This window comes from Streptomyces sp. MAR4 CNX-425 (genome assembly GCF_048656465.1).
Lineage (GTDB): Bacteria > Actinomycetota > Actinomycetes > Streptomycetales > Streptomycetaceae > Streptomyces.
On sequence record NZ_JBMDLF010000016.1, the window covers coordinates 58514 to 83936 of the forward strand.

Sequence of the window (25423 nt, forward strand, 5' to 3'; positions counted from 1 at the left end):
ATGACTAGATCTGTGCGCGAGGATGGGCCCATGGCCCGACACCGCCCCAGCCGCCCCTACCACCACGGCAACCTCCGCCGCGCCGTCCTCGACGCCGCCCTCGACGTCATCGCCGACCAGGGCCCCGGCGCCGTCAGCCTCCGCGACCTCGCCCGCCGCGCGGGCGTCTCGCACGCGGCGCCCGCGCACCACTTCGGGGACCGGGCGGGGCTGCTGACCGCGGTCGCGGCGGAGGGGAACGGGCTGCTCGCGGAGTCGCTGGAGGCGGCGGCGGACCTGGCGGACCTGGGCGTGCGGTACGTACGGTTCGCGCTGGCGCACCCGGCGTACTTCCAGGTGATGTACCAGCCCCACCTGCTGCACGCGGACGCCCCGGAGCTGGCGGCGGCCCGCGACCGCGTCGACCGCACCCTGCGCGCGGCCATCGCCGCCCTCCCCGAGGCGGAGCGCGGCGGCCCCGACCCCGAGTCCGCCCGCCTGGCCGCCTGGTCGGCGGCCCACGGCTTCGCGACGCTGGCGCTCAGCGGCAGCCTGGACCCGGCGCTCGCCGGGCACGACGACCCGGCGGAGGTCTTCCGCGCGCTCACCCCGCTGATGTTCAACCCCGTGCCGCGATGAGTCCGGGGCTCCGGGACGGTCTCTCCCTGCGGAGGCCGTGCCACCCACAGGGAGGAGCATCATGATCATCATTGCCGGGGCGCTGCGCGTCGACGCCGCCGACCGCGACGCCTACCTGGCCGACTGCGCGCCGGTCGTCACGCGGGCGCGCGCGGCCGCCGGGTGTCTGGACTTCGCGCTCTGCGCCGATCCGGTCGAGGCGGACCGGATCAACGTCTACGAGCGCTGGGAGACCGACGAGGACCTGCACCGCTTCCGCGGCACCGGCCCGGACGACGGCCAGGCCGCCCGGATCCGCGACGCCGACGTGCGCAAGTACCGCGTCTCCGCCGTCGAGGCGCCGTAACCCCGCAGTCCCGCAGGCCCGCAGGCCCCGCGGTCTACGAGTCCAGCACCGTCGTCAGCAGCTCCCCCACCCACGCCAGCAGCTCGCGGCCCTTCAGCGGCTGCGCGCCCAGCTGCTTCGGCTTCGGGCGGTCCACCAGGATCTGGTTCAGCGCCGGCTTCACCACCGCGCCCGGGTACAGCCGCTTCAGCCGCAGCTCCTGCGACTCCCGCAGCGTCACCGGGCTGAAGCGGATGCGCGAGCCCTGCAAGGTGATGTCCGCGACGCCGCAGGCGCGGGCCAGCATGCGCAGGGCGGCGACCAGCAGCAGGTTCTCCACCGGTTCGGGCAGCGGGCCGTAGCGGTCGGCCAGCTCCTCGCGGACCGCGCGGACGTCGTCCTCCGTCGTCGCCGAGGCGATCGAGCGGTACGCGGCCAGCCGGAGCCGTTCGCCCGGGGCGTAGTCGTGGGGGACGTGCGCGTCGACCGGCAGCTCGATCTTGACCTCCGGCGGCGGCTCCTCCTCCGCGCCGCCCTCCAGCGTGGCGCGGTAGTCGGCGACGGCCTCGCCGACCATGCGGACGTACAGGTCGAAGCCGACGCCCGCGATGTGCCCCGACTGCTCGCCGCCCAGCAGGTTGCCCGCGCCGCGGATCTCCAGGTCCTTCATCGCCACGTACATGCCGGCGCCCATCTCCGTGTGCTGGGCGACCGTGGCGAGCCTTTCGTGCGCGGTCTCCGTCAGCGGCTTCTCCGGCGGGTACAGGAAGTACGCGTAGCCCCGCTCCCGGCCCCGGCCCACCCGGCCGCGCAGCTGGTGCAGCTGGGAGAGGCCGAAGGTGTCGCCGCGCTCGACGATGAGGGTGTTGGCGTTGGAAATGTCGATGCCGTTCTCGACGATCGTCGTGGAGACGAGCACGTCGAACTTCTTCTCCCAGAAGTCGACGACCACCTGTTCCAGCGCCGACTCCGACATCTGCCCGTGCGCCGTGGCGATCCGGGCCTCCGGCACGGCCTGCCGCAGCCGGGCGGCGGCGCGGTCGATGGACTCCACCCGGTTGTGGATGTAGAAGACCTGGCCCTCGCGCAGCAGCTCGCGGCGGACGGCGGCGCCGATCTGCTTCTCCTCGTACGGGCCGACGAAGGTCAGCACCGGGTGCCGCTCCTCCGGCGGGGTGGTGATCGTCGACATCTCGCGGATGCCGGTGACCGCCATCTCCAGCGTGCGCGGGATGGGGGTGGCGGACATCGTCAGCACGTCGACGTTGGCGCGGAGCTTCTTCAGCTGCTCCTTGTGCTCGACGCCGAAGCGCTGCTCCTCGTCCACGATGACCAGGCCCAGGTCCTTGAACCGGGTGTCGGACGAGAACAGCCGGTGGGTGCCGATGACGACGTCGACCGACCCCTCGCGCAGCCCGTCGACCACGGCCTTGGCCTCGGCGTCCGTCTGGAACCGGGACAGCGCCCGGACGACCACGGGGAACTGCCCGTACCGCTCGGTGAACGTGCTCATGTGCTGCTGCACCAGCAGCGTCGTCGGTACGAGGACGGCGACCTGCTTGCCGTCCTGCACCGCCTTGAAGGCCGCCCGCACCGCGATCTCCGTCTTGCCGTACCCGACGTCGCCGCAGATCAGGCGGTCCATCGGGACCGGCTTCTCCATGTCCTCCTTCACCTCGGTGATGGTGGACAGCTGGTCGGGCGTCTCCACGTACGCGAAGGCGTCCTCCAGCTCGCGCTGCCAGGGGGTGTCCCCCGCGAAGGCGTGGCCGGGGGCGGCCATGCGGGCCGAGTACAGCTTGATGAGGTCGGCGGCGATCTCCTTGACGGCCTTCTTCGCGCGCGACTTGGTCTTGGCCCAGTCGGAGCCGCCGAGCCGGTGCAGCGTGGGGGCCTCGCCGCCGACGTACTTGGTGACCTGGTCGAGCTGGTCGGTGGGGATGTACAGCCGGTCGCCGGGCTGGCCGCGCTTGGCGGGGGCGTACTCCACGAGCAGGTACTCGCGGGTGGCGCCCTGGACCGTGCGCTGCACCATCTCCAGGTAGCGCCCGACGCCGTGCTGCTCGTGCACGATGTAGTCGCCGGCCTGGAGCGTCAGCGGGTCGATCTGCTTGCGCCGCCGCGCGGGCATCCGGGCGCCGTCGCGGGCGGCGGTCTTCTGCCCGGACAGGTCGGTCTCGGTGAGCACCGCGAGCTTCAGCTCGGGGGCGACGAAGCCGTGGTCCAGCTCGCCGCAGGAGACGTGCACGACGGACGGCGCGAGCGCGTCCGGGCCGAGGTCCGCGTCGAGACGGGCGGCGATGCCCTCGCCGCCGAGGACCTCGACGGTGCGCTGCGCGGGGCCGTGGCCCTCGGTGAGGTAGACCACGCGCCAGCCGTCGGCGAGCCAGCCCTTGGTGTCGGCGAGCGCGCGGGCGGTGTCGCCGCGGTACATCTCCGGGGCGTGCAGCGCCAGCTCCAGCGTGTCTTCTTCCAGCTCGGCGTCCACGGCGAAGGGGCTGACCGACCACCACATCACGCCCAGGTCGCGCGCGTGGTCGCGGACGTCCGCGATGCCCCACAGCGACGCCCGGCCCAGCAGCTCCAGGTCGATCGGCGCCTCGCCGCCCCCGGCGGACGCGGCCCACGACGCCTGGAGGAACTCCTGCGAGGTGGCGACCAGGTCCGCGGCGCGGGTCCGCACCCGCTCGGGGTCGCAGGACACCGCCATGCTGCCGGCCGGCAGCACGTCGAGGAGCAGCTCCATGTCGTCGACGAGGACCGGGGCCAGGGACTCCATGCCCTCCACCGCGATGCCCTCGGCGATCTTGCCGAGCAGGTCGGCGAGCTGCGGGTGCCGTTCGGCGAGGTCGTCGGCCCGGGCCCGGACCGACGCGGTCAGCAGCAGCTCGCGGCACGGCGGCGCCCACAGGCCGTGCTCGGCGACCTCCAGGGAGCGCTGGTCGGCGACCTTGAAGTAGCGGATCTCCTCGATGTCGTCGCCCCAGAACTCCACCCGCAGGGGGTGCTCCTCGGTGGGCGGGAACACGTCGAGGATGCCGCCGCGCACGGCGAACTCGCCGCGCTTCTCCACCAGCTCCACCCGGCTGTACGCGGCCGCTGCGAGCGCCTGCACCGTCTCTTCGAGGTCGGCGCTCCCGCCGGCGCGCAGGGCGACCGGCGTGAGGTCGCCGAGGCCCTTGACCTGCGGCTGGAGCACGGAACGTACCGGCGCGACGACGACGGAGACCGGGCCGGCGGCCGGGTCGGCGGGGTCCGGGTGGGCGAGGCGGCGGAGGACGGCGAGGCGGCGGCCGACGGTGTCGGAGCGGGGGGAGAGCCGCTCGTGCGGCAGGGTCTCCCAGGCCGGGTACTCCACGACGGCGTCCTCGCGGCCGGGCGGCATCAGCGAGCGCAGGGCGGCGGCCAGGTCCTCGGCCTCGCGGCCGGTGGCGGTGACCGCGAGCACCGGGCGCCCGGTACGTTCCGCGAGCGCCGCGAGCGCGAAGGGGCGGGCGGCGGGCGGGCCGACGAGGTCGACGTGCGGCCGGGCGCCGCCTTCGGCGGCCGTCACCGCCTCGGCGAGGGCGGGGTCGCGGACGACGGCGTCGAGCAGGCCGTGCAGGGTCATGGGGACAATCCGCTCCGGGCTGGGTGGTCAGGTGGCTCGCGTGGGCAACGCGACCAGCCCGGGGCGGCGAGCGCCCCGGGGGTCTCCAGCGTACGACGCCGCGCCGACACCGCGCTGCCGGAGAGCACTGCCGCGGCGGGACGGCGTCCGGCGGGCCGCGGGAGCCGTACGGGGACGGCTCCCGCGGCCGGACCGGCCGGAGCGGCCGGGACGCCCGGATGGAGTGGACCCGCCGCCGCCTCAGCCGACGGGCACCCCCGGGTTGGTCAGCCCGTTGCCGCCCTCCACGGTGTTGTCGGAGGTGACGGTCACGGGGCAGTCGCCGGCGTCGTAGTTGGTGACGTGGATGGCGAACCGGTCGGGGCCCGAGGCGCCGGTGAGGTCGGCGTGGTTGTCGCGGAAGACCGCGTGGCAGCCCCAGCCGTCCTGCACCTCGTGGGTCTGGAAGCCGTCGTTGGTGGTGCGGGTCCCGGTGTTGCCCTCGACGAGGACGTCGTTGCCCTTGATGTCCACCCACGAGTCGTCGTAGTGGGCGCCGGTGAGGCCGCTGCCGTCGAAGGTGTTGCCGATGATGCGCGCGCCGGTGGTGCCCTCCTTGATGTCGATGTTCTCGCCGCCGATGCCGGGGCCGAGGGTGTTGCCCTCGATCAGGATGTCGTCGCTGCGGTCGTCCGTGCCGCCGGCGCTGCCGACGTAGACGCCCTCGCCCATGCCGCGCCCGTCGTTCCCGGTGTCCCTGATCGTGGAGTCGGTGATCGAGCCGTCGGAGCTGGAGTCGCGCCAGTGGACGGCCTCCATGTCGAGGCCGTGGATGAGGACGCCGTCGATGTGCACGCCGTTCGCGGCGTCCATCACGATGCCCTTCTGGCCGCCGGTGACGGTGAACCCGCTGAGCCGCCAGTGGGAGGCGCCGTCCAGGTGCAGGCCGTAGCCGCCGCCGGCGGTGAGGACCGCGTCGCGGGAGCCGGTGAGCGTGATCGGGTCGCCCTCCGCACCGCTGCGGGTCGCGTCGAAGTTGCCCGTGTACGCGCCGTCGGCGAGCCGGATGGTGTCGCCCGGCTGTGCGGCGGCCAGGGCGTCGTCCAGTTCGTCCGCCGTGCTCACGTCGATCACCGCGCTCGGCCGAACGGCGTTCCCGGCCTCGCCGGCGTCCGCGTTCGCGGCGACACCGGCCGTGGCGGCCAGGGCGGCGACGACCGCCGCGGCCGGCCGCAGGGGGATGGATCGCATGGGGGGTGACTCCTCGATGGGTGGGGGGTGGAGCCCTCGGGTGTCCACATATGTGGACGTCACGTACTCCCGTGGACACCGCTCGACGCCGGGAAATTAGGGCGCCTCCCGGAGCCCGTCAAGAGGTACGGACCAATCCCGCGCGGATCGCGTAGCTCCGCCCCCGGGCCCGCCGGGTGGATCCCGTCGCCGCGGGGGGCGGTGCCGGGCGCCGCGAGCCCGGCCGGGATCCGGACGGCAGGCCCTAAGGGCTTACCCCGGCGGAAAAGCAGGGACCGGGTCCTCCGCGCGGCCGAGGGGATCGGGCGTCGCGCTTTCTAGCCTGGTCAGGCGGGTGGAAGGCGGGGCGCCGGAGGGCCGGCGGGGGCCCGTCCCCCGTACGGAGGTGGGGATATCCCCACACCGGATACGGCGCCAGGCACCAGGGATTTCCCGGCCGCCGCTCACGAGACTCGTAGACACGAACGGACAGGTTCCGCAGCAGGTTCCGCAGACGAAGGAGACACCACAGTGACCACGGCTGTAGCGACGCGCACGGCCGTCGCCGCACGAGCGCGACAGGTGACCAAGGCGTACGGCTCGGGGGAGACGCGGGTCCTCGCTCTCGACAACGTCGATGCGGACATCGCCCGGGGCCAGTTCACCGCCATCATGGGGCCCTCGGGCTCCGGCAAGTCGACCCTCATGCACTGCCTCGCCGGCCTCGACACGGTCACGGCGGGCCGCATCTGGATCGACGAGACCGAGATCACCGGACTGAAGGACAAGAAGCTGACCCGGCTGCGGCGCGACCGCGTGGGCTTCATCTTCCAGGCGTTCAACCTCCTGCCCACCCTCAGCGCCGCCGAGAACATCACGCTGCCCATGGACATCGCCGGCCGCAAGCCCGACCGCGAGTGGATGCGGCGCGTGGTGGAGACCGTGGGCCTGGCCGACCGCCTCAAGCACCGCCCGAGCCAGCTCTCCGGCGGCCAGCAGCAGCGCGTCGCCGTGGCCCGGGCGCTCGCCTCCCGGCCGGAGATCATCTTCGGCGACGAGCCGACCGGCAACCTCGACTCCCGCGCCGGCGCCGAGGTCCTCGGCTTCCTGCGCCGCTCCGTCGACGAGCTGGGCCAGACCATCGTGATGGTCACCCACGACCCGGTCGCCGCCGGCTACGCCGACCGCGTCCTCTACCTCGCCGACGGCCGCATCGTCGACGAGATGTGGCAGCCCACCGCCGAGCAGGTCCTCGACCGCATGCGCCGCTTCTCCGGGGGAAACCCCCGGACCCCCGCCTTCGACGCGCAGCAGGGCTCGGTGGCCTGAGATGACCGTCGTCAAGACCTCACTGCGCAACTTCCTCTCCCACAAGGGGCGGATGGCGCTCTCCGCGGTCGCCGTCGTGCTGTCGGTGGCGTTCGTGTGCGGCACGCTCGTCTTCTCCGACACCATGACCACCACCTTCGACCGGCTGTTCAACGCCTCCGCCGCCGACGTGCGCGTCAGCCCCAAGACGGCGGGCGACGACGACGAGTGGGGCCGCAAGGCGCAGCCGACGCTGCCGGCCGCGGACCTGGAGCGGGTGAAGAGGGTCGACGGCGTCGCGGCCGTGGACGGCGAGGTGTCCAACGACGCCATCACCGTCGCCGACGCCGACAACGACAACCTCGGCTCCGACACCGGCGCCCCCACCATCGGCACCAACTGGGACCGGCGGGAGCGGGAGACCGCCGAGATCACCTCCGGCCACGAGCCGCGCGGCCCCACCGAGGTCGTCATCGACGCCGACGCCGCCGACAAGCACGGCGTGGAGATCGGCGACACGATCCGTACGATCGCCGACCCCGGCTCGTTCAGCTCCGAGGTCGTCGGCATCGCCACCTTCAAGATGACCAACCCCGGGGCGACCGTCGTCTACTTCGACAACGCCACCGCGCAGAAGAAGCTCCTCGGCAAGGAGGGCGTCTACTCCTCGATCAACCTCACCGCCGCCGCCGGCGTGACCAACGAGGAGCTGAAGGCCGACGTCGGGAAGATCGCGGCCGACTTCACCGACCCCGTCAAGGTGCAGACCAAGGACGAGGTCGTCGAGGAGAACAAGGACGACCTCGGCGGCTTCCTCGACGTCATGAAGTACGCCATGCTCGGCTTCGCCGGCATCGCCGTCCTCGTCGGCATCTTCCTCATCGTCAACACCTTCTCCATGCTCGTCGCCCAGCGCACCCGCGAGCTGGGGCTGCTCCGGGCCATCGGCGCCGGCCGCCGCCAGGTCAACCGCTCCGTGCTCGTCGAGGCGCTGCTCCTCGGCGTCGTCGGCTCGGTCCTCGGCGTCGGCGCGGGCATCGGCATCGCCGTGGGGCTGATGAAGCTCATGGGCGCGGTCGGCATGCAACTCGACACCTCCGACCTCACGGTCAACGCCGCCACCCCGGTCACCGGCATCGTCCTCGGCGTCGTCGTCACCGTCCTCGCGGCGTGGCTGCCGGCCCGCCGGGCCGGCAAGGTCTCGCCGATGGCCGCGCTGCGCGACGCCGGCACGCCGGGCGACCGCCGGGCCGGTGCCGTACGGACCGCGCTGGGCCTGCTCCTCACCCTGGCCGGCGGCGGGCTGCTGTTCCTCACCAGCCGCGTCGACGAGGCGTCCGACGGCGCCATGTACCTCGCGGGCGGCGTGGTGCTGTCCCTGCTGGGCTTCATCGTCTTCGCGCCGGTGCTGGCCGGGCTGCTGGTACGGGCCCTCGCGGCCGGCGTGCTGCGGGTCTTCGGCCCGGTGGGCCGGATGGCGGAGCGCAACGCGCTGCGCAACCCGCGGCGCACCGGGGCGACCGCCTCGGCGCTGATGATCGGGCTGGCGCTGGTCGCCTGCCTGTCGGTCGTCGGGTCCTCCATGGTCGCCTCGGCGACGGAGGAGCTGGACAAGTCGGTGGGCGCGGACTTCATCGTCCAGTCCGACATGGGGCAGTCGATCGTGCCGGAGGCCGCGGAGGTCATCGACACGGCCCCGCACCTGAAGCACGTGACGAACTACAAGGCCCTGGAGGGCGACGTCACGCTGCCGAACGGCGACGTGGTCGAGGAGTACGGGCTGACCGCGGCCTCGCGCACGTACACGGAGGACCTGCGGGTCGCGACCGTGGCGGGCAAGCTGACCGACGCCTACGCGAAGGACAGCATGTCCGTGGGTGAGGAATTCGCGAAGGACCACGGGCTGAAGGTGGGCGACACCCTCACCGTCGACTTCGAACTCGGCGGGAAGGCGGAGCTGACGCTGCGGGCGATCACCTCGTCGGACACGGCGCTGGACCAGGGCGCGGCGTACATGAGCACCGCCACCGCCGAAGACCACGTCGACGCCGGCAAGATGCCCAACAACGTGATCATGTTCGCCAAGGCCGAGGACGGCAAGGAGGAGGCCGCGTACGCCTCGCTGAAGAAGCTGATGGACCCGTACCCGCAGTACCAGGTGCGCGACCAGACCGACTACAAGCAGACCCTGAAGGACCAGGTGGGCCAGATGCTCAACCTCGTCAACGGGCTGCTGGCGCTGGCGATCATCGTGGCGGTGCTCGGGGTCGTCAACACCCTCGCCCTGTCGGTGATCGAGCGGACCCGGGAGATCGGGCTGGTGCGGGCCATCGGGCTGTCGCGGCGGCAGCTGCGCCGGATGATCCGGCTGGAGTCCGTGGTGATCGCCCTGTTCGGCGCGCTGCTCGGGCTCGGGCTCGGGATGGCGTGGGGGACGGCGGCGCAGCAGCTCCTGGCGCTGGAGGGCCTGAAGGTGCTGGACGTCCCCTGGCCGACGATCGGTATCGTCTTCGCCGGCTCGGCGATCGTGGGGCTGTTCGCCGCCCTGGTGCCGGCGTTCCGGGCGGGCCGGATGAACGTCCTCAACGCCATCGCGACCGAGTAGCGGCGGTACGCGGTGGAGAGGGGCCCGGCGGCCTTGGTGGGCGTCGCCGGGCCCCGTACCCGTTCCCGGTACGGGAGATACCGGGCACGGGCGGCCGGTGGGAGGGCGCCGGCTACGGCGTCCAGACGATCGGCTCGTCCGCGTAGTCGTCCTCCTCGTACGCGGCGCCCTCGACGGCGGCGCCCGGCCCGGCGCCCTGGAGCCGCTTCGTCTCGTACGTGGCGCCGGCCTCGGCGAACTCGTCGGGCGCCACGCCCTCCGCGCAGCCTTCGAGGTCCGCGCCGAAGACCGTGGCCCCGGGGTCGCCGCCGTCGGCGGTGGTGCCCACGAGATCCGGCGGGTACGAGCCGCCGAGGTCGCTGCCGTCCGCGTTCTCGATCGTGTACTCGACGCAGAACGGCGTGATGTCCGCGTCGCCGTTCTCCCCCAGGGCCGCGTCGAAGGCCGCCTTGTCCACGTCCGACACCCCGGTCACGGTGATCCCGATGTGGCCGGTGGCGCCCGCCCGGTCGTACGGGACGACCGCGCGCTCACCGATCTTCAGCGTCGTGCCCGGCGGCGTCACCTCGACCTCCTGGGGCGCGGCGGCCGGGCTCTCCTCCGCCGCGGCCTCCGGCTCCTCCGCCTCGGGCTCCGGCGCGGCCTCCTGCGAGGACTCGGACTCCAGGTCCGCCGCCGAGTCGTCGGAGTCGTCGGAGCAGCCCGCCAGCGCGAGCGCGGCGGAACTGGCCATCGCCAGCACGGTCATGCGAGTTCGGTTCACTTGGGTGATGCCTTTCGGATGCGCGGTGGCGCGCGGGGTCTCTCGCGGATGTCGCGACCCACGCTTGCACCCGCCCCGGCGCAACGTCATTGACGCTCTGAGGACACTTTCTTGACGATGCGTCCACGGCACCGCCCCCGGCCCGGGTAAAGGGCGGGTAAACGGATGCTCTAGGCTCGGGTCTCCGCCTCGGGGGGCAGAGGGGTGGAGCGTGATCGGGCACGAGTTCCGCAGCGACGCCGTGCCGGCGGCCGAGCGGTTCGCGCACTGGCAGAGCCGTATGCACGCGCGGATGGCCGGATTCGCCATCAGGGAGGCGGACCCGGCGGCCCGGTCCGATGCCGGCTTCCTCGCCGAGGAGCTGGAGATCAGCCTCGGCGGGCCGCACGTGTCGTCACGCAGGATCTCTCCGGTGGACCTCCGCCGCGAGGGAGCCGACAGCGACTTCGACAAGGGCGGCTACCAGTTCCTCGTGCCCGTGGAGGGCACGCTGCGCACCGACTGGAACGGCCGCGCCGGCGTCTCCCGGCCGGGCTCCGCGTACTTCCACGACGGGACCCGCCTCAACTCCCTCGGCCTGCGCGCCCAGGACGGCCGGGGCCACTTTCGGACGCTGACCATCGAGATCCCGAAGGACACCCTCACCCTCCCGCCCGGAAGCCTCCGGCGGCTCGTCGGGCACGACCTCCCCTGCCGCGAGGGCCCCGGTGCGCTGCTGACCGGCGTCGTCAGCCACGTGGTGAACAGCGCCGACACCTACCGCCCCAGCGACTCCGCCCGGCTGGGCACCGCCGTCCTGGACCTGGTGCACGCCTACTTGGCTCACCAGCTGGAGACGAGGACCGGGGCGTCGCTCGACCCGGAGCACCGCCAGCACGCCCTGCTGGTGCGCGTGGTGGACTTCATGCGCCACCGGCTCGCGGACCCGGAGCTGACGCCGCAGCAGGTGGCGGACGCGCACCACGTCTCGGTCAGCTACCTGCACCGGATCTTCCGCGCGCACACCGGCGGGCGCGAGACGGTCGCGGGCTGGATTCGCCGCCAGCGCCTGGAGCACGCCCGCCGCGACCTCCGCGACCCCGTGCTCGCGGCCGTCCCGGTGCACCGGATCGCCGCCCGCTGGGGCTACACCCACGCCGCGGCGTTCACCCGCGGCTTCCGCGCGGCGTACGACGTGACGCCGCGGGAGTACCGGCACGGGACTCCGGCCGCTTCCGACGACGACCGGGGATGAACCCCGGGAAGGAGGCAGCCCGGCGCGCAGGGGCGAGACCGGCACCGGCACGGCGCCGAGCCCGCCCACGCGACCCGGTGTGCGTCCGCCCTCCCCTTTGGTGGACACCCGCCCGGCGGGGACGGCGCCCGCCCGCCGCGGGCCCCGGCCCTAGTCGTCCGCGTGCGGCGACGGGCCCGGGACGGTGCCGGTGCCGGGGGCCGCGTCCGGGTCCTGGGCGCGGCCGGTCATCGCGGTGAGCGTCGCGCGGACGTGCTCCATGTGCGCCGACAGCTCCTCGCGGCGTACGTCCGCCTCGCGCAGCGCGCGCTGCGTGTCGCGCTCGATCCGCTCGGCCCGCTCCACCGCCTCCGCCACCAGCTCCGCGCCCTGCGCCTCCGCCTCGTCGCGGCAGCGGCGCGCGTACGCCCGCGCCTCCGCGTGCGCCGCCTCCTGCTCGGCGAGGTGCGCCTCGGCGCTGCGGGTGCGGGTGGCGAGGTCGGCGTCGACGGCCGCGCGGCGCTCCCGCACCTCCTCATCCCACCGCCGGGCCGCGGCGTCGCGTTCGTGGCGGGCGTCGTCGAGCATCGCCGCCGTGCGGTGCTTCATCTCCGCCAGGGCCGCCGCCGCCTCGCCCGCGCTGTCCTCGACGGCCGCGTGCGCGGCGGCGAGCAGGTCGGCGGCCTCCTGCTCGGCCGCGCCCAGCGCGCTGCGCAGCCGGGCCTCGGCCTCCTCGCGGAGCGCCTGGGCCGCCCGGCGGGTCTCGGCGGTGGTCTCCTCGACGTACCGCCGGCTCTCCTCCCGCGCGCGGCGCAGCTCCTCGGCGGCGGTGCCGCGGAGTTCGGCCGCCTCGTCCTGCGCGAGGTGCAGGATCTCCTGGGCGCGGACTCCCAGTTCCGCGTACGTCTGCTCCTTGAGCTGCGCCAGCTCGCCGCCGAGCCGGTCGAGTTCCTGGCTCAGCTCGCGCTCCAGGACGGTGAGGCGGGCGGCCCGCTCCCAGGCGGAGTCGCGCTCCTCGCCCACGCGGGTCACCGCGGCGTCCACTTGGTCGACCCGGTAGCCACGACCACCGCGTACGGTGTCGAAGCTCCGAGCCGACGACTTCACGGCGCCCATGTGATCGAGCTCCTCTCGTCCCCGGTCGACTGTCGGCGCTCATCCTTCAGGACTCGGGCGAATCACTCATACCCTGACACCCGCTCCTTTCAGGTGGTCATCGGTCGAAGAACATACGAAACGGCCCCACCGGTGGACCGGTGGGGCCGTTCGCTGACGGGTAACGCTGACGCGCGCTGCTGACGGTCGTCCTACAAAAGGCCGTCCCAGAGCTGTTCGAGGACGACCGACCACCAGTGGTCGGGGCCCTCCAGCGCCGCTGGGTCGATCGCCACCAGCTGAGACTGGAAGTCGACCGTCCAGCGGCCCGCCTGGTCCGGGGTGAGCCCCAAGCGCAGCCGCCACATGTGGCCGAGCATCGCCAGGCAGCGCACGAACTCCGGCAGCCCGGTGTTCACGAACTGCGGCGGCGCGCTGCCGCCGCCGGGAGCCGCCTCCAGCGGCACGGCGACGATGTTCGCCGTGCCGTACTGGACGCAGAGCTGGCGGCCGAAGTCATTGCCCATCACGAGGTACGAACCGGCGTCCGGCGCCGGCTGCACACCCCGCTCCGCCGCCAGCTCCGCCAGCGTCGGCACCGGCCGGCCCGGCTGCGCCTGCCCCCAGAAGAACGGGCCGAAGTCCATCGGCAGCCCGGCCCAGACGAGCGTCTGCGCCACGATGTCCGGCACGCCCTGGCGGGCCACCGCGCGCTGGTCGTAGCGGAAGACGCCCTGCGGGCCGAACGCCTGGTGCAGCTCGTGCCCCAGCCCCTCCGGGGGCAGCGGCGGCATCACCGGGATCTGCCCGGGCGGCGGCAGCGGCACGCGCTGCGGCCGCGGCCGGGCCGGGCCGTCGGCGACCTGGTGCAGCTCGCCCTGGTGCTCGATGAGCTGCTGCATGCCGAGCTGGCGGGAGGCGTGGTCGCGGCCGTAGGAGGCGGTGTGGCTCAGCCGCACCTGCGGGAACGTCTCGCGGATCATGCGCGCGCAGTAGCCGCCGGGCAGGTCGCAGGGCTCCAGCTCGGTGTGCAGTTCGAGGACCTGCTGCGGGGGTACGCCCATGCCGCGCAGCTCGTGGAGGATCTGCCACTCGGGGTGCGGGGTGCCGGGCGCGGAGCGGCGCATGACCTGCTGCTCGGAGCCGTCCTGGGCACGGTAGCGGAGGACGGCGAGGTAGCCGGGGCCGACGGTGGGGACGCCGGGGGGCGGATAGCCGTAGCCGGGGGCGGGCCCGCCGGGAGCACCGGGAGCGGGGGCGCCGGGTCCGGGGGCGCCGGGTCCGGCGGGGGCGCCCGGCGGGAAGGGGGCGGCACCCGGGGCACCCGGGGCGCCGGGGGGCGCGCCGGGCGCGGAGGGGGCTCCCGGAGGGCCGGGGGGCGGGGCCTGGCCCGCGGGGGGCGGAGGTGTGCCGGGAGCACCGGGGGCGGCCGGTGTGCCGGGAGCGGGCGGAGCGCCGGGGGGCGCGGGCGGCCCGCCCGGGGAGGCACCCGGGTCGACCTGCGACACGAGCTGGGTCGGGATGTACGCGTTGCCGCTGCCGGGGGCACCGGGCGGCGACGGCGGCGGCGGTGTCGAGGACCCGCTGCCGCGCCCGGCCCCGGGCGTGCCGGGAGCGCCGGGCGGCGGCGGTACGCCCTGCCCGCCGGGGGCCCGCTTGCCCTTGGGCGCGGGCGGTATCGGGGTGGCCTTGCTGGTCGCCTGCTCGGCGATGTCGGCGGCCCCGCCACCGGCGCCCCCGGAGGACGGCGGCGCGCCGGGCGCGGGCGTGCCGGGGGCGCCGGGAGCAGCGCCCGGGGCGCCGGGAGCCGGGGGAGCACCGGGGGCCGAAGGCGGGCCGGGCGGCGCGCCGGGGTAGCTGCCGGAGCCGGGCGCGGGCGGAGCGCCGGGCGCCGGGGGCGTCGTACCGCCGGGAGCCGGGGGCTGACCGGACGGCGGAGCACCGGGCGCGCCGGGGCCACCCGGGGCGTCCGGAGCACCACCGGGAGCACCCGGGCCACCCGGCGCGTTCGGGTAGCTGCCGGAACCGGGCGCGGGCGGCGCACCGGGGCCCGCAGGCGGCGTACCGCCGGGGCCGGACGCGGACCCACCCGGGGCGCCGGGAGCGCCCGAGATGCCCGGAGCACCCGGAGCACCCGAGGTGCCGGGGGCACCTGGCGCGCCCGGGTAATTGCCGGAGCCGGGCGCGGGCGGAGCACCGGGCCCCGGAGGCGGCGTACCGCCGGGAGCCGCGGGCTGACCGGACGGCGGAGCACCGGGAGCACCGGGACCACCCGGGGCATCCGGAGCACCACCGGGAGCACCCGGGCCACCCGGCGCATTCGGGTAGCTGCCGGAACCGGGCGCGGGCGGAGCACCGGGGCCCGCAGGCGGCGTACCGCCGGGGCCGGACGCAGGCCCACCCGGGGCGCCGGGAGCGCCCGAGGCACCCGGGCCACCCGAGGTGCCGGGGGCACCCGGGCCACCCGGGCCACTCGGGGCGCCCGGGTAGCTGCCGGAGCCGGGGGCGGGCGGAGCGCCGGGGCCGGAGGCGGGGCCTCCGGGGCCCCCCGGACCGCCCGGGTAGCTGCCCGAGGCGGGCGGGGGCGGGTACGGGCCGCTCGGCGGCGGGGTCTCCGGGAGCTGCGACGACAGGACCGTCTCCGGCAGCGGCACGGAGGCCGCGTCGTCGTCGCCGCGCGAGTTCGTGTCGTTCCACGGCGTCGGCGCCGCCGCCGCGGGCGCGGTCGGGTCCACCCGCGGACCCACCGAGCCGGACGCCCCCGCCGCACCCGGGCCCCCCGCCGCGTACGGCGAACCGGAACCGCCCGGCGCCGACGGCGTACCGGAGGCCGCGCCGGACGCCGTACCGGAGCCGGCGCCCGCGGGCGCCGGCGGCGCACCCGCGCCACCCGGGTCGCCCGACGGCCCCGCGTGCCTGCCCCCGGAGGACCCCGCAGGCCCGGAAGACCCCGGGGACCCCGACGGGCCGCGGCCCGGGATCCCGATCTGGTCCGCCGCCTCCTGCAACCACTCCGGCGGCGTCAGAAAGAACGACGTGGCCCCCAGGTCCACCCGCTCACCCGGCTGCGCGCCCCGCGGCGCGGCCTCCTCCTCGCCGCCGTACTCCTCCTCGTACCGCCGGATCACCTCGCCGACCGGCAGCGCCGGCCACAGCGTCGTATCGCCCGAGTCGCGCGCGATGACCATCCGCGCCGCCGAGCCCTCCGGCACTCCCCCACCGGCCGGGATCTCGCCCCAGGCCACGAAGCCCAGTTCGAACTCCCGCACCTTGACCTCGCGCCGCCGCTGCTCCGGCACCCCGCCGTTGATCCACGAGTCGGCGCGCTCCTGCGCCTGTGCGAAGGTGACCATTACCGCCTCACCCCTCCACCGGCACGGCGCGCGCGAAGCCGCCGTCCACCATCAGATTCGCCACGGTCTCCAGCTCCGGCGGGCCGCCGACCAGCCGGTCCAGGAAGGCGTCGAAGTCCTCCCCGCAGAACAGCAGCAGCCGCTCCACCCGCTCCTCCACCGACCAGCCCGCGTCGCCCCGGTCCCGGGCGTCGTCGTACGGGCAGAACCAGACGCTGCCGCGCCGGCGGCCCTTCGTCTGGAGCGCCAGCACCCCGCCCTGGAGGAACGCGATGCCCAGATAGTCCTTCGTCAGATGGTCGCGCAGGCACTTGTTGACGTAGACCAGATCGTTGACCGCCGCCTCGTCGCGCACGGTGAAGAACGGCTGGTCCACCAGGAGCCCCAGCTCCGGGTCCAGCGCCGCGCCCACGGGCGCGCAGCCGCCCGCCGCCTTCAGGAAGTCGCGGTACGCGCCCGGCAGCCCGTAGCCGAGGTCCTCCTCGACGCCGACGACCTGCTCCTCCGTGACCGCCGTGCCCTCGCGCGGCAGGGTGAAGTGCACCGGCCGCGTCTCCTGGAGCGGGCGGGTGCCCCGCTTGTCCTGGTCGACGGCCGCCGTCGCCAGCCCGCCGTGGTGGCGCAGCAGCGCCTTCACGTCGGCCGGTACGAGCTCCATGCGGCGCGTCCCCGCGACGTGGTGCCACGTCCAGCCGTGCGGCGTCGCCGACGGCGGCAGCGTGGACCACAGCTCGTGGCCCTGCGCCCGCAGCGCCGCGTTGGCCGACACGTAGTCCGTCAGCCGCAGCTCGTCGATGCCGAAGCCCTCCGGCGGGTCGGCGATCTCGGCCGCCGCGCGCGCGTACGGCGAGAAGTCCGGATAACCGCCGGCGTCGACCCGGACGCCGCGGGGGTGTCTGGCAGCCCGGACGGGGTCCGGGAAGTTCACGACCTGCCCGGCGTATGCCGCGTTCGGCGGTGCGGCGGTCGTTCCTCGCCGACCTGACGTCATCGCGTATGCCCCCTGCCGTTGGTCTCCGTCAAAACACAGCCTATGGGGTGCCGTGGCCGCCGGTCCCGCCCTGGTCAGACAGCGCCCCGGCAAGCGGCGTGATCTGCTCCGCAATGACGGACTTGCCCAGCGCCGGAGCGGCGCTCCCGAGGCGCCCACGCCGGTGCGGATGGCGACCCGGGTGTCGTGTCGTACGTATGTGGCAAGCTGGACGACGCGAGACAGCGGAGTTTCACGGGGGAGGCTCTTACCGCTATGCACGCACGCTCAGACACAGCTGATCCGCTAGCCGGCGGCGATCCATACGGCGGTATGGGCAGCCCTTTCGGTGACGCGGACACTCCGTACGGACACATGGAAACAGACATCGGGACGGGGCCGGGCTCCGCCGCCGACCCCCGCGCCGACTGGCGCGACACGGCGCAGCCCGGCGACGGCACACCGCGCCTCAGCAGCAGACGCGACGGCGTGCTGCCGGCCGTCGGCGCCGCCCTCTCGGTCCGCGGCCAGACCCTCACCTGCACGGCCGGCCGCGCCGACCGGGGCCCGCTGCTGCACCCGCTCGTCCAGGACTTCCTCGACACGCTCACCAGCGGCCGCCGCGAGCGGTTCACCGGGCGCTGCCCGGAGGCCGTGCTGCTCTCGCGGCACCTGGCGGCCGTCGAGGCCGGCCGGGGCAAGCGGGCCGCGCGCAAGCCGCTGTCCGCGGGGGAGGCCCGGCGGGCGCTGAAGCAGGCGAAGATCACCGCGCGGCACATCCGCGAGGACGGCGACCCGCTGCACGGGCGGTACGCGCCCCCGTGCCGCTCCTGCGCCGCCCTGCTCACCCACTTCGGCGTGCGCACCGTCGGCGACGCGCACGCCGAGGACTGAGCCGTGGTCTCCGCGGACCCGCGCGACCTGGCCGCGCACCACACCCGCTTCCCCGTCGAGGTCGACAGCGCGCTGCGCGCGGCCGGGTGGGAGCCGGGCCGGTGGGACATAAGGCAGGCCGAGAGCTGGGCCGACACGCTGCGGGCCCATGTGTCGCCCGGCGGGCACCTGCACGCGGTGTTCCCGGCGGCGGTCGAGGCGTGGGCGGAGTTCGGCGGCCTGCGCGTCGTCGGCGAGGGCCCGGGCCGCCAGCTGGGCCCCGCCGACCTGCACGTCGACCCGATGCACGGGCTGCACCTGACCCGGACCCTCGCGGACCTGGGCCGGGCGTTGCAGACGGAGCTGTGCCCGCTCGGCGCGGAGCTGGCCCCGGACGGCAGCACGGCGCAGGCGGTGCTGGCGGTCGACGCGGAGGGCCGGGGATACGCGCTGGACCACACCGGGGACTGGTTCCTGGGGCGCAGCGTCGACGAGACGCTGGTGACGCTGGTGACGGGGCTGGAGCCGCGGCGGCTGACGCCGGAGGCGGGGTAGGGGCGGCCGGGGCACGTAGGAACCGGAGGTTCAGCCGGGACACCCGGCGGGGTACGGAAGGGCGCGCTCCGCGCTACGCCCCGCTGGGAAGCACCGCCGAGACCCGGAAGCCCCCGCCCTCCGTGGGCCCCGAGACGAAGCCGCCGCCCAGGCCCGTCACGCGCTCGCGCATGCCCAGCAGGCCGTTGCCGCCGCTGGGCAGCCCGGCGCTCTGCAACGCGCCGTCGGACGGGCCGTTGGTCACCAGCACCGCCACCTCGGCGACCCGGTGCGCCAGCAGCACCCGCGCCTTGGCGCCCGGGGCGTGCTTGTGCACGTTCGTCAGCGCCTCCTGCACCACCCGGTACACCGTCTGCTCCACCTCGGCGGCGTACGGGCCGGGGTCGCCCTCCACCGCGAAGTCCACGGCCATCCCGGCGACCCGCGACTCGCCGACGAGCAGCTCCAGGTCGCCCAGCCCGGCCCCGGTGGCGTCCGCGCCACCGGCCGCCGCCCCGGGGCCGCCGCCGTCGGCGCCCCCGCCCGCGGCGACCGCCCCGGGCCCGGCCCGCCGGGCCCCCGCCGCGGCCCCGGCCTCGCCGGCCCCGGCCGACCCGGACTGCGCCGGCGCGGCAGCGGAGTCCGCGGGCGGCGCCGCGTCCCCGGCCCCGCCCGCCGGCGACGTCACCGACCCCACCGGGACCCGCAGCACGCCCAGCATCTCGCGCAGCTCCGTCAGCGCCTGCCGCCCCATGTCCCCGACCAGCGCCGCGTTCCGCGCCGCCTTCTCCGGATCGTTGAGCGCCACCCGCTCCAGCGCCGCCGCGTGCACCACCATCAGGCTCACCCGGTGCGCCACCACGTCGTGCATGTCGCGCGCGATCCGCGTCCGCTCCTCGCGCCGCGCCCACACCGCCCGCTCCTCCGCCCGGTCCGCGAGCAGCGACAGCTCCCGCTCCAGCCCGTCCGCCCGCTCCCGCAGGCTCTCCACGAGCCGGCGCCGGGCACCGGAGTACAGCCCGAGCAGCAGCGGCGGCACCGTCAGGCCGACCGACATCAGCAGGGCGACGAGCGCGGCCAGGACGAACGGGGAGTCCCGTTCGTGCTCCTCGAAGGTCTGGTACATCTGCACGAACGTGACGATGATCACGGCCGACACGGACATGCCGGCCAGCGCCGCGGTGATGCGCCGCGGGATGTCGGAGGCGGCGAGGGTGTAGAGGCCGACGGTGTTGAGCAGGAAGCCCATCTCGGCGGGTGTGACGGCGATCGCCACCAGCACCGGGACGATCGGCCACCGCCGCCGCAGCACCAGCGCGCTGCCCGCGACGACGCCCAGCACGATCACGAACCCCACCGGCAGCCCGGTGTCGCGCGAGAACGGCACGCCCTGCACGGCGCACTCCGCCGCCGACGCCAGCGCCAGCCCCACGTCCAGCGCCATCGACCGGCGCCGCTCCCACCACCAGAGCGGCCTCCGCCCCCCGGAGACCTCGCTCACGGCTACCCCCGACGCGGTCATACCAACCAGCGTAAAGGCCGATCGCGCGGGGACAGGCTTCGGGTTCGCCGGCGCCCAACGGATTCGAACGCACCCGAAACCACCGGGTACGCAACGGCGCCCGGGAAGCGGCTCGGCGCAGTGCGGCGGCTCCGGTAGGGTCTGAGGCGCGACGATCCCCCGTGGTGTAATCCGGCAGCACACCAAATTTTGGTTTTGGCAGGTCAAGGTTCAAATCCTTGCGGGGGAGCCCACGTCCCGCCCGGGTCCCGGCAGGCGCCGGGGCCCGTTTGCGTTACCCCCGCGTACCCCCTCGGTATCCTGCCGGTATCCCCGATTCCGCCTGCGTAAGGACCTCACGTGACCGCGAACCGCCCCGCAGCCGTCGTCGTACTCGCCGCGGGCGAGGGCACCCGGATGAAGTCCGCGACCCCCAAGGTCCTGCACCGCATCTGTGGCCGCTCCCTCGTCGGGCACGTCGTCGCCGCCGCCGGTGAGCTGGCCCCCGAGCACCTCGTCGTGGTCGTCGGGCACGGCCGCGAGGCCGTCACCGCGCATCTCGGCGAGGTCGCCCCCGCCGCCCGGGCCGTCGTGCAGCAGGAGCAGAACGGCACCGGGCACGCCGTGCGGATCGCGCTGGAGGAACTGGCCGGCGGCGGGGTGGAGCTGGACGGGACCGTGGTGGTGGTGTGCGGGGACACGCCGCTGCTGGCCGGGGAGACGCTGGCGCGGCTCACGGAGGCGCACGCGGACGGCGGGAACGCCGTGACCGTGCTGACCGCCGAGGTGCCGGACGCCACCGGGTACGGGCGCATCGTCCGCGACGGCAGTACGGGCGCCGGGGCCGTGACCGGGATCGTGGAGCACAAGGACGCGTCCGCCGCGCAGCGGGAGATCCGGGAGATCAACTCCGGGGTGTTCGCGTTCGACGCGAAGCTGCTGGCGTCGGCGCTGACGCAGGTGCGGCGGGACAACAGCCAGGGCGAGGAGTACCTGACCGACGTGCTGGGGATTCTGCGCGCCGCGGGTCACCGGGTGGGTGCCTCGCTCGCCGCCGACCACCGGGAGATCCTGGGCATCAACAACCGGGTGCAGCTGGCCGAGGCGCGCCGGCTGCTCAACGACCGGCTGCTGCACGACGCGATGCTGGCGGGGGTGACGGTGGTGGATCCGGCGTCGACGTGGTTCGACGTGGCGGTGACGTACGAGCCGGACGCGGTGGTGCATCCGCAGACGCAGCTGACGGGGGCCACCCGCCTCGGTGCCGGGGCGGAGGTCGGGCCGGGGTGCACGCTGTCGGACACGGTGGTCGGCGCGGGGGCGCGGGTGCTGCACACGGTCGCGGACGGGGCGGAGATCGGGCCGGAGGCGAAGGTGGGCCCGTACACGTATCTGCGGGCGGGTACGCGGCTGGGGACGGGGGCGAAGGCGGGCACGTATGTGGAGATGAAGAACGCGGATGTGGGGGCGGGGACGAAGGTGCCGCATCTGTCGTATGTGGGGGACGCGACGATCGGTGAGTTCACGAACATCGGTGCCGCGAGTGTGTTCGTCAACTACGACGGGGTGGCGAAGCACCACACGACGATCGGCAGTCATTGCCGTACGGGGGCGGACAACATGCTTGTTGCGCCGGTCACAATCGGGGACGGCGCGTATACGGCGGCGGGGTCGGTGATCACGAAGGATGTGCCGGCGGGTTCGCTGGCGGTGGCGCGGGGACAGCAGCGCAATATCGAGGGCTGGGTGGCCCGCAAGCGCCCGGGAAGCGCGGCGGCGCGGGCGGCGGAGGCGGCCCGCGACGCGGGCGCGGAGGGCGACGAGGGCGCCGGTCAGCAGGGGTGACGGCGTGGGGGTGGGCAGGTTCGGGGCGTACGGTGAGTAGGACACCCGACCGGCCGCCCGCCCGGCCGCCTGCCCCGATACCGAGGAGAACGTGCTGTGACCGGGATCAAGACGACCGGCCAGAAGAAGCTGATGCTTTTCACCGGCCGTGGCTATCCGCAGCTAGCCGAGGAGGTCGCACACCAGCTGGGTGTGGGCCTCGTTCCGACCAAGGCGTTCGACTTCGCCAACGGTGAGATCTACGTCCGTTTCGAGGAGTCGGCGCGGGGTGCCGACTGTTTCGTGATGCAGAGCCACACGACGCCCATCAACCAGTGGATCATGGAACAGATGATCATGGTGGATGCGCTGAAGCGGGCGTCGGCGCGCAGCATCACCGCGATCGTGCCGTTCTACGGCTATGCCCGGCAGGACAAGAAGCACCGCGGCCGGGAGCCGATTTCGGCCCGGCTGATCGCGGATCTGCTGAAGACGGCGGGCGCGGACCGCATTCTGACGGTGGATCTGCACACGGACCAGATCCAGGGCTTCTTCGACGGCCCGGTGGACCATCTGTTCGCGCTGCCGGTGCTGGCGGACTACGTGGCGTCGAAGACGGACCGGTCGAAGCTGACGGTGGTGTCGCCGGACGCGGGGCGGGTGCGGGTGGCGGACCGGTGGGGCGACCGGCTGGGCGCGCCGCTGGCGATCGTGCACAAGCGCCGCGATCCGGACGTGGCGCACCGGGTGACGGTGCACGAGGTCGTCGGGCACGTGGAGGGCCGGGTGTGCGTGCTGGTGGACGACATGGTGGACACCGGCGGCACGATCTGCGCGGCGGCGGACGCGCTGTTCGCGAACGGCGCGGAGGACGTGATCGTGGCGGCGACGCACGGGGTGCTGTCGGGCCCGGCGGGCGACCGGCTGAAGGGGTCGAAGGTCAGCGAGTTCATCTTCACGAACACGCTGCCGACGCCGGGCGAGCTGGAGCTGGACAAGATCACGGTGCTGTCGATGGCGCCGGTGATCGCGCGTGCGGTGCGCGAGGTGTTCGAGGACGGGTCGGTGACCAGCCTCTTCGACGAGCACGCGTAGCCGCCGCCGCGACGAAGATCGACTTGGGGCGGCCTCCCGCCGCCGGGTAGACTCACGGAGTTGCTCGGCGAGGGAGGCCGCCCCGGTTCGTCAAAGTTCCGGTGGTCCGGTGCTCCGTTATCGACGCGCTCTTCGTGGCAGGCCGATCGCGGCCGGGTGACCGTCCCGTCAGCTACACCTACTGCGAGGAGTGCAGTCATGGCCGAGTACAAGATCGCCGCGGAGGCGCGGACCGAGACCGGCAAGGGCGCGGCCCGCCGGCTGCGCCGCCAGGACAAGATTCCGGGTGTCGTCTACGGCCACGGCGGCGACCCGCGGCACGTGGCGCTCCCGAGCTACGACCTGCTGATGGCGCTGAAGACGTCGAACGTGCTGATCAGCCTGGAGGTCGACGGCAAGTCCGAGCTGGTCATCCCGAAGGACGTGCAGCGCGACACGCTGCGCAGCGGGGTGCTGAAGCACGTCGACCTGCTGGTCGTGAAGCGCGGCGAGAAGGTCTCCGTCGAGATCCCGATCCACGTGGAGGGCGACCTGGCGCCGGGCCAGAACCTCCTGGAGCACACCCTGCACGCGCTGCCCGTCGAGGCCGAGGCGACCAACATCCCGGAGTCGGTGACGGTCAGCGTCGAGGGCCTGGAGGCCGGCGCGACGGTGACGGCGCAGGACGTGAAGCTGCCGGCCGGCGTGACGCTCGCGGTGGAGGGCGACGACCCGGTGCTGCACGTGGTCGCGCCGCAGGCGGAGGAGCCGGCGGCGGAGGGCGAGACCGCCGAGGGCGAGGCCGTGGCCACCGAGGGCGCGTCCGAGGAGTGACGGCGGGCGGGCCGCGGCGTTCGCACGGCACGGGCAGGGTCCCGTACGTGCCCGCCGCGGCCCCGCGCCACCGGCCCGCCCCCCGTCCCCGTACGAGCACGCACCCCGGGAGAGCCAGCAGATGTCCGACGCCGCACAGCCGTGGCTCGTCGTGGGCCTGGGCAATCCGGGCCCGGGGTACGCGGGCAACCGGCACAACGTGGGCTTCATGGTCGCCGACCTGCTCGCCGAACGCGCGGGCGGCCGGTTCCGGACGCACAAGTCGCGGGCGCAGTCCGTGGAGGCGCGGCTGGGGCCGCCGGGGCCGCTGAGCCGCCGGATCGTGCTGGCCAAGCCGATGGCGTACATGAACCTGTCCGGCGGCCCGGTCGCGGCGCTGGCGGGCTTCTACAAGATCCCGCTCGACCGCCTCGTCGTCGTGCACGACGAACTCGATCTGGACTACGGCACGCTGCGGCTGAAGCGCGGCGGCGGCGACAACGGTCACAACGGGTTGCGGTCGCTGTCGCAGGCGCTGGGCCGGGAGTACCTCCGGGTACGTTTCGGGGTGGGCCGGCCGCCGGGGCGGATGGACGTCGCGGACTACGTGCTGAAGGACTTCTCGGCGGCCGAGCGCAAGGATCTCGACTACTTCGTGGACCGCGCGGCGGACGCGGTGGAGACGCTGGTCACCGAGGGGCTGGAGCGGGCCCAGAACACGTATAACGGGTGATCCGCCGCTCTGTCATCACAATGTGACCGAGTATTTCCCTGGCATGCACCCCACAGCCTTGACCGGCACCGCGTCGGCGACGGAAGCTGAGCCGCCCCCCAACTTCTCTTCCGTACGCCTTTCACTCACGAAGTTGGGTTTCACATGCGCACCATAGCTTCGGTCGGTGCGGTCGCCGCGACCGCCGCCGCGTCCCTGCTGCTCTCCGCTCCGGCGGCCCTGGCCACGGACACGTACACGGTCGAGCTGCGGCAGGAACTGCCGCGCACGACGGACTCGACCGCGGGCGGGGTTCCGCAGGAGAAGGAGTGCCCCGGGGTGCCGCGGGACCAGGACGGCTGGCACTTCGTCCTCCCCGGCAACTCCTCCGAGTTCGTCAAGCTGACCGTGACCTTCGAGCCGGGCGGCGAGCAGGTCATCACCGACTTCGGGCCGCCGTCGGACAAGCACGCGAACGTCGCGTCCGCTCCGGGCGCGCAGCTCACCTCGGCGGTGGCCGAGGTGGAGGGCGGCGAGCTGGAGCTGTTCAACCTCTCGCACACCTGCCCCAGCATGGAGACGCCGACCGAGAGCCCCTCGCCCTCGACCAGCATGCCCCCGACCGACGCCCCCACGGACGAGCCGTCCGAGCCGGCGGAGGAGCCGAGTGAGCCCGGCGAGGAGAGCACGCCCCCGGCCGACGACGCGACGCCCACGGAGTCCAATGCGCCCGGCGCGCAGGGCGGTGGCGACGACGACGGCGGCCTGGCCGCGACCGGCGCGTCGGTGACGGGTATCTCGGTCGTCGCGGCGGGCCTGCTGGGCCTGGGCGGCTACCTGGTGCTCCGCCGCCGCGGCATGCGCGGCCAGCACTGACACCCCGCGGTACGGCCCCCACCCGCCGGGTGGGGGCCGTACCCGTATGCGGGCTCGGGGGGGGGACGGTCCACGCGCGGCGTACGGACACGGGAACGCCGCCCCGCCGCCCCGAGTCACCCCGTCAGCAGCAACGTCCGCCGCGGC

19 protein-coding genes and 1 tRNA gene are annotated in these 25423 nt (G+C 74.4%); 13 read left to right on the plus strand and 7 right to left on the minus strand.

Going from position 1 to position 25423, the window contains the following annotated elements:
• Positions 1-30 precede the first annotated feature (30 nt).
• Both ACHZ99_RS31580 and ACHZ99_RS31585 read left to right on the plus strand, forming a co-directional pair.
• The gene (locus tag ACHZ99_RS31580; protein WP_420308261.1) at positions 31-618 is read left to right on the plus strand and encodes a TetR/AcrR family transcriptional regulator; all 588 of its coding nucleotides are present in this window, start codon (positions 31-33) and stop codon (positions 616-618) included.
• A 61-nt stretch (positions 619-679) separates the two neighbouring features.
• Complete coding sequence (locus ACHZ99_RS31585) at positions 680-964, plus strand: putative quinol monooxygenase (protein WP_420308262.1); 285 nt, start codon at positions 680-682, stop codon at positions 962-964.
• Positions 965-998: 34 nt separating this feature from the next.
• Here the strand turns inward: ACHZ99_RS31585 and mfd are convergent, their stop codons facing one another.
• Positions 999-4553, minus strand: a complete 3555-nt coding sequence (gene mfd, locus ACHZ99_RS31590) for a transcription-repair coupling factor (RefSeq protein WP_420308263.1) — start codon at positions 4551-4553, stop codon at positions 999-1001.
• A gap of 240 nt (positions 4554-4793) precedes the next feature.
• Positions 4794-5783, minus strand: a complete 990-nt coding sequence (locus ACHZ99_RS31595) for a sheath polysaccharide-degrading enzyme (protein ID WP_420308264.1) — start codon at positions 5781-5783, stop codon at positions 4794-4796.
• A 510-nt stretch (positions 5784-6293) separates the two neighbouring features.
• On the opposite strand from ACHZ99_RS31595, the gene ACHZ99_RS31600 reads away from it, so the two are divergent.
• A complete protein-coding gene (locus ACHZ99_RS31600; RefSeq protein WP_420308265.1) occupies positions 6294-7091 on the plus strand; it encodes an ABC transporter ATP-binding protein in 798 nt (265 codons plus the stop codon).
• Between the two features lies 1 nt (position 7092).
• Entirely contained in the window at positions 7093-9675 is a 2583-nt protein-coding gene (locus tag ACHZ99_RS31605) for an ABC transporter permease (protein WP_420308266.1), read from the plus strand.
• 112 nt (positions 9676-9787) lie between these two features.
• Here the strand turns inward: ACHZ99_RS31605 and ACHZ99_RS31610 are convergent, their stop codons facing one another.
• Positions 9788-10423: a hypothetical protein gene (locus ACHZ99_RS31610; RefSeq protein WP_420308267.1), complete on the minus strand. Its 636-nt coding sequence runs from the start codon at positions 10421-10423 to the stop codon at positions 9788-9790.
• A gap of 226 nt (positions 10424-10649) precedes the next feature.
• On the opposite strand from ACHZ99_RS31610, the gene ACHZ99_RS31615 reads away from it, so the two are divergent.
• On the plus strand, positions 10650-11672 hold the full coding sequence (locus ACHZ99_RS31615) for a helix-turn-helix transcriptional regulator (RefSeq protein WP_420308268.1): 1023 nt from the start codon (positions 10650-10652) through the stop codon (positions 11670-11672).
• A gap of 150 nt (positions 11673-11822) precedes the next feature.
• On the opposite strand, the gene ACHZ99_RS31620 is transcribed toward ACHZ99_RS31615, so the two are convergent.
• The 3 genes from ACHZ99_RS31620 to ACHZ99_RS31630 form a co-directional block, all read right to left on the minus strand.
• Entirely contained in the window at positions 11823-12767 is a 945-nt protein-coding gene (locus ACHZ99_RS31620) for a hypothetical protein (protein WP_420308269.1), read from the minus strand.
• 191 nt (positions 12768-12958) lie between these two features.
• Positions 12959-15799, minus strand: a complete 2841-nt coding sequence (locus ACHZ99_RS31625) for an SUKH-4 family immunity protein (RefSeq protein WP_420308296.1) — start codon at positions 15797-15799, stop codon at positions 12959-12961.
• A gap of 307 nt (positions 15800-16106) precedes the next feature.
• Positions 16107-17090: an HNH endonuclease gene (locus ACHZ99_RS31630; RefSeq protein ID WP_420308270.1), complete on the minus strand. Its 984-nt coding sequence runs from the start codon at positions 17088-17090 to the stop codon at positions 16107-16109.
• 354 nt (positions 17091-17444) lie between these two features.
• Here ACHZ99_RS31630 and ACHZ99_RS31635 point away from each other — a divergent pair, with 354 nt between their 5' ends.
• Both ACHZ99_RS31635 and ACHZ99_RS31640 read left to right on the plus strand, forming a co-directional pair.
• Positions 17445-17963 (plus strand): YwqJ-related putative deaminase, encoded by a 519-nt coding sequence (locus ACHZ99_RS31635; RefSeq protein ID WP_420308271.1) that lies wholly within the window; start codon positions 17445-17447, stop codon positions 17961-17963.
• A 3-nt stretch (positions 17964-17966) separates the two neighbouring features.
• Complete coding sequence (locus tag ACHZ99_RS31640) at positions 17967-18497, plus strand: SUKH-3 domain-containing protein (protein ID WP_420308272.1); 531 nt, start codon at positions 17967-17969, stop codon at positions 18495-18497.
• Positions 18498-18570: 73 nt separating this feature from the next.
• Here ACHZ99_RS31640 and ACHZ99_RS31645 read toward each other — a convergent pair whose 3' ends face one another.
• Positions 18571-19998, minus strand: a complete 1428-nt coding sequence (locus ACHZ99_RS31645) for a sensor histidine kinase (protein WP_420308273.1) — start codon at positions 19996-19998, stop codon at positions 18571-18573.
• A gap of 155 nt (positions 19999-20153) precedes the next feature.
• Between ACHZ99_RS31645 and ACHZ99_RS31650 the strand changes: the two genes are divergently transcribed.
• The 6 genes from ACHZ99_RS31650 (at position 20154) to ACHZ99_RS31675 (ending at position 25276) form a co-directional block, all read left to right on the plus strand.
• Positions 20154-20227, plus strand: a tRNA-Gln gene (locus ACHZ99_RS31650).
• Positions 20228-20337: 110 nt separating this feature from the next.
• Complete coding sequence (glmU, locus tag ACHZ99_RS31655; RefSeq protein WP_420308274.1) at positions 20338-21822, plus strand: bifunctional UDP-N-acetylglucosamine diphosphorylase/glucosamine-1-phosphate N-acetyltransferase GlmU; 1485 nt, start codon at positions 20338-20340, stop codon at positions 21820-21822.
• Between the two features lie 96 nt (positions 21823-21918).
• On the plus strand, positions 21919-22896 hold the full coding sequence (locus ACHZ99_RS31660; protein ID WP_420308275.1) for a ribose-phosphate diphosphokinase: 978 nt from the start codon (positions 21919-21921) through the stop codon (positions 22894-22896).
• 198 nt (positions 22897-23094) lie between these two features.
• Positions 23095-23709, plus strand: a complete 615-nt coding sequence (locus ACHZ99_RS31665) for a 50S ribosomal protein L25/general stress protein Ctc (RefSeq protein ID WP_420308276.1) — start codon at positions 23095-23097, stop codon at positions 23707-23709.
• 121 nt (positions 23710-23830) lie between these two features.
• Complete coding sequence (gene pth / locus ACHZ99_RS31670; RefSeq protein WP_420308277.1) at positions 23831-24421, plus strand: aminoacyl-tRNA hydrolase; 591 nt, start codon at positions 23831-23833, stop codon at positions 24419-24421.
• 144 nt (positions 24422-24565) lie between these two features.
• Positions 24566-25276 carry an LPXTG cell wall anchor domain-containing protein gene (locus ACHZ99_RS31675; protein ID WP_420308278.1) on the plus strand — a complete coding sequence of 237 codons (711 nt, stop codon included), beginning with the start codon at positions 24566-24568 and terminating at the stop codon, positions 25274-25276.
• Positions 25277-25423: the final 147 nt, after the last annotated feature.